This is a genomic window from Marinobacter sp. X15-166B (assembly GCF_001752365.1).
In the GTDB taxonomy this organism is placed as follows: domain Bacteria; phylum Pseudomonadota; class Gammaproteobacteria; order Pseudomonadales; family Oleiphilaceae; genus Marinobacter.
Genome location: NZ_MEIY01000001.1, coordinates 1,860,760 through 1,864,344, shown reverse-complemented (window position 1 = coordinate 1,864,344; position 3,585 = coordinate 1,860,760). Strand labels below are relative to the sequence as shown.

The following is a 3,585-nucleotide window of genomic DNA, read 5'->3' as shown; positions in this document are numbered from 1 at the left end:
GCGCAGCGGTCAGGGTTGTCTTACCATGGTCAACGTGACCGATGGTGCCCACGTTCAAGTGCGGCTTGCTACGTTCAAACTTAGACTTAGACATTCGACCAATCTCCCTAATCAACCAGAACCAACGTTGACCGGACCAAATAGTGGAGCTCATGACCGGAATTGAACCGGTGACCTCATCCTTACCAAGGATGTGCTCTACCGACTGAGCTACATGAGCGCTTATTGCAAACTGGAGCGGGCAGCGGGAATCGAACCCGCGTCATCAGCTTGGAAGGCTGAGGTAATAGCCACTATACGATGCCCGCAGCGATAAGTGGTGGAGGGGGCAGGATTCGAACCTGCGAAGCTTTCGCGTCAGAGTTACAGTCTGATCCCTTTAGCCACTCGGGAACCCCTCCCAAAATTGGAGCTGGCGGACGGAATCGAACCCCCGACCTGCTGATTACAAGTCAGCTGCTCTACCAACTGAGCTACGCCAGCTCACGCTCGCCTATCAAGCGAGGCCGGTATACTACGGAATTTATTCAGCGGTTGCAACACCTTCGCAACGTTTGATTGCCAACATTTCAAATTGCTGGCTTAAATCCCTGCCGACCTCACCCAGCTCCTCAGAATCAGGAGCATAGGCTGCTTTAAAATCGAGGGCGTAGCTTAGCCGATTTCGGGGGTACAAAACCAGTGTTGGGTGCAAATTCTTTTTACTTTTCTGCACAATAACGCTCTCGGCCGCCGCTCTGGACTCAAACAACCCAAGAGAGATGGCGTTTTCGTGGGGGCCACTGGTGACCATATAAGAGTCAACCCCCTGCCGCTGGAACTCCCGGACCCGCGCCAACGCGTCCGCCTTGGTATTGGCGGGGGGCAGCAACACCCAATACCAGGGCGCCAGGGCGCGCTCCCGCGCCACCACCGCAGCGTCTTGCGCCACCGGGATAGATTTCGCCGCCGCGCCCGCCTGCTCAGCGTCGTCAAACCAGCCTACGGTAAAGCAGTACTCCTGCACCGGGGCAGAATCCCGGGATTGGTGCTGAGGCGGCGCCGGCTGCAACTGCGCCACCCTCGGCAGCCGCCCATCCACCCCCTGCCGCTCCATTGCCGCCGGAGGCAGCCCGATTCCGAGCCACAGCGCGACATTGACGCACAACAGAATCAATGCGACCCACTTCATCCCTGGTCCAGCTCTGCAACGACAGCGGCCAACCCGTTGATCACCAGATCAGGTTCATGCCACCCCTCCAGCCCGAGCGCAATCAACTGACTGGCATCCCCTCCGGTAATATAAACACGGGCAATACCCTCGCGTGCGGCAACCGCTTTCACCTGCTCCACCATTCCCTGCCACATCCATGCAAAACCGTGATACACACACTCTGAGGTCGACTTTCCCAGCCCCACATCGTGCAGCGCATGCTCACCGAACCCGACCCGCGCCACATCCCGACGGAGACTGCGCAGCATCATCCCACGACCTGGCAATATATACCCCCCGAGATGGCGGCCTTCTGCGCCGACCACGTCGACAGTCACCGCGCTGCCCGCATCCACAACCATGAACGGAGCCGCGCCGACTGCCCAGCAGCCGTACAGAGCGTGCCAACGGTCTACACCCATGGTCTCGGGTGCCTGGTAAGCACACACCAGGCCGTTGCGCTCTGCCTCCGTCCAGTGAAAGCGAACCGGCGCCGGAGTCCATTCTCGGAGTATCGCTACCAAGTCCTGCTGGCGCTCCTCGGCTGCCACTGAAGACACTTCCACGCCTTTCAATTCGGCGCCATGCCGCTTGGCGGCATCGAAGAGCCTTGCGGCATGGAACTCGCCACGACCTGAACCGACCACCAGACTATCACGCCTCAGCTGCCACTTGAGGAACGTATTCCCCATATCGATGAAGAGCTTCACGATTCAACCCGCAAACTGATTTCTCCTGCCCGAACGGCTTGCCGACCGCTGTTGCTGTCAATCAGATAATTACCTTGCCCATCCACACCGACCCCCACGCCCGACAACTCACCGCCCAAAGCATTCAACGCCTTGCCAACCAGAAAATCCCGCTGAACCCAACGCTCACGGAACACTTCGAACCCCTGTGCGTCGAATCGCTCAGTCGCCGATACCACCGCACTGATCAGGGCAGCAATGATCTGGTTACGCTGCCAGGTAACCGCCGGAAACGCCCGCGCCAGACTCGTCCACGCCTGCTCGATACCCGGGGCGTCCTGCATGTGGACGTTGAGCCCGATTCCCGCGATCAGATTGACCCGCCCCTCTTCAAGCTCCCCCTGGAGTTCAATCAGAATCCCCCCGATCTTTGCACCGGCAACCAGCACATCATTGGGCCACTTTAACTGTACGCTGTCCGCACCGAGACTCTCCAGAGCCTCGGCAACCGCAATACCCAGCACCAGACTCAACCCATCCAGCGAAGCGAAGCCGCCGTGCAAGGTCAACCCGAAACTGGCGTAGACATTTTCGCCCCGCGGGCTCAGCCAATCCCGACCGCGTCGCCCCCGACCGGCGCTCTGCATATCAGCCACGCACACCAGAATACCCGTGTCACCCGCGCGCCGCGCCTCGGCAATCTCCGCATTAGTGGAGTTAACGCTGTCAAAAACCCGTAGCGAGACGCGGGAACGATCGGTTTCCGGCAAGGCACTGACAATCGTCTCGTGATCCAACAGATCCACCGCCCTGGTCAGCCGGTACCCCTGGCCGCGTAGCGTTTCGATTGGAAAACCCCGGTCGACCGCCCTTTGTACCTGCTTCCACACAGCGGTTCGGCTGACCCCAAGCACCTCGGCCAGCGACTGACCCGAATGTATTCTCTGATCTGCCAGCAGGCCCAACAGCACTTTTGTTTTCATAACCCTTCGCCCGTACGATAACACCAGAAAGTGAGCGAGATTAAACAACAGGCGAGTCCAAAAAACAAAACTGCTGACGCAATCTCCCACAACCCTTCGCGGGAGCAATCATCCAGAGCGCCGGCCACCCACTGCCGCCGGCTGCGCCCAGTGCGGGCGGTGTGGACACTTGGGCAGCCCCGGCCCCGAACCCTGCCCTACCCTCTGCCCCATGGCCCATAAGGGCCTCTGAGCCTTCTGCACCCTGATTTACACCCGGCAGACCCGGTCCCACTTCACAGGGCTGCACTGTAACCACAAAAAAGCCCCAACCGCATGAGCGATTGGGGCTTTTGGTAGTAAGCGTCTGACGATGACCTGCCTTGCCCAGGCCTGCGGCCCTTTGGGTTTATGCCCGTTAAGGTACCCGCCGACGCGGTGCCCTTGCGTCCTGTGCGTACTGTGCGTACTTACAGCACGCGGGTCACCTGGGAGCCGTGTTAGTGGCAGCAGGTGATCGTATTGGCAAAAAAAATGCCCCGGCAGCTAGGCTGCCGGGGCATTTTATATTTAAGAGTCTGACGATGACCTGCCTTGCTCAGGCCTGGCGGCCTTCGGCCCTTCGGGCCCGCCGTCGCTGCGCTCCCGCGTCCTGCGCGTGCCTTTGGCACGCGGGTCACATGGGGCCATGGTAGTACACAGCAGGCATCGTATCTGTAAATAAAAATGCCCCGGCAGCAGA

At 59.6% G+C, this 3,585-nt stretch carries 4 protein-coding genes and 4 tRNA genes; all 8 read right to left on the bottom strand.

Annotated features, from left to right (window positions below; translation table 11 throughout):
- A partial coding sequence (locus tag BG841_RS17370; protein ID WP_198929222.1) for a GTP-binding protein occupies positions 1 to 94 on the bottom strand: 94 nt, incomplete at its 3' end.
- 50 nt (positions 95 to 144) lie between these two features.
- Positions 145 to 220, bottom strand: a tRNA-Thr gene (locus BG841_RS08755).
- 13 nt (positions 221 to 233) lie between these two features.
- Positions 234 to 308, bottom strand: a tRNA-Gly gene (locus BG841_RS08750).
- 9 nt (positions 309 to 317) lie between these two features.
- A tRNA-Tyr gene (locus BG841_RS08745) sits at positions 318 to 401 on the bottom strand.
- Between the two features lie 6 nt (positions 402 to 407).
- Positions 408 to 483, bottom strand: a tRNA-Thr gene (locus BG841_RS08740).
- A gap of 40 nt (positions 484 to 523) precedes the next feature.
- A complete protein-coding gene (locus tag BG841_RS08735; RefSeq protein WP_083260224.1) occupies positions 524 to 1,171 on the bottom strand; it encodes an SPOR domain-containing protein in 648 nt (215 codons plus the stop codon).
- Positions 1,168 to 1,902, bottom strand: a complete 735-nt coding sequence (locus BG841_RS08730; protein ID WP_070057305.1) for a type III pantothenate kinase — start codon at positions 1,900 to 1,902, stop codon at positions 1,168 to 1,170. Before BG841_RS08730 ends, BG841_RS08735 begins: the two co-directional genes overlap by 4 nt.
- Positions 1,899 to 2,864: a biotin--[acetyl-CoA-carboxylase] ligase gene (locus BG841_RS08725; RefSeq protein ID WP_070057304.1), complete on the bottom strand. Its 966-nt coding sequence runs from the start codon at positions 2,862 to 2,864 to the stop codon at positions 1,899 to 1,901. Before BG841_RS08725 ends, BG841_RS08730 begins: the two co-directional genes overlap by 4 nt.
- Positions 2,865 to 3,585: the final 721 nt, after the last annotated feature.

What these genes read in the sequence shown, in the direction of transcription:
- BG841_RS08725 (WP_070057304.1), bottom strand. Translation starts at nt 2,864, where the DNA reads ATGAAAACAAAAGTGCTGTTGGGCCTGCTGGCAGATCAGAGAATACAT.
- BG841_RS08735 (WP_083260224.1), bottom strand. Translation starts at nt 1,171, where the DNA reads ATGAAGTGGGTCGCATTGATTCTGTTGTGCGTCAATGTCGCGCTGTGG.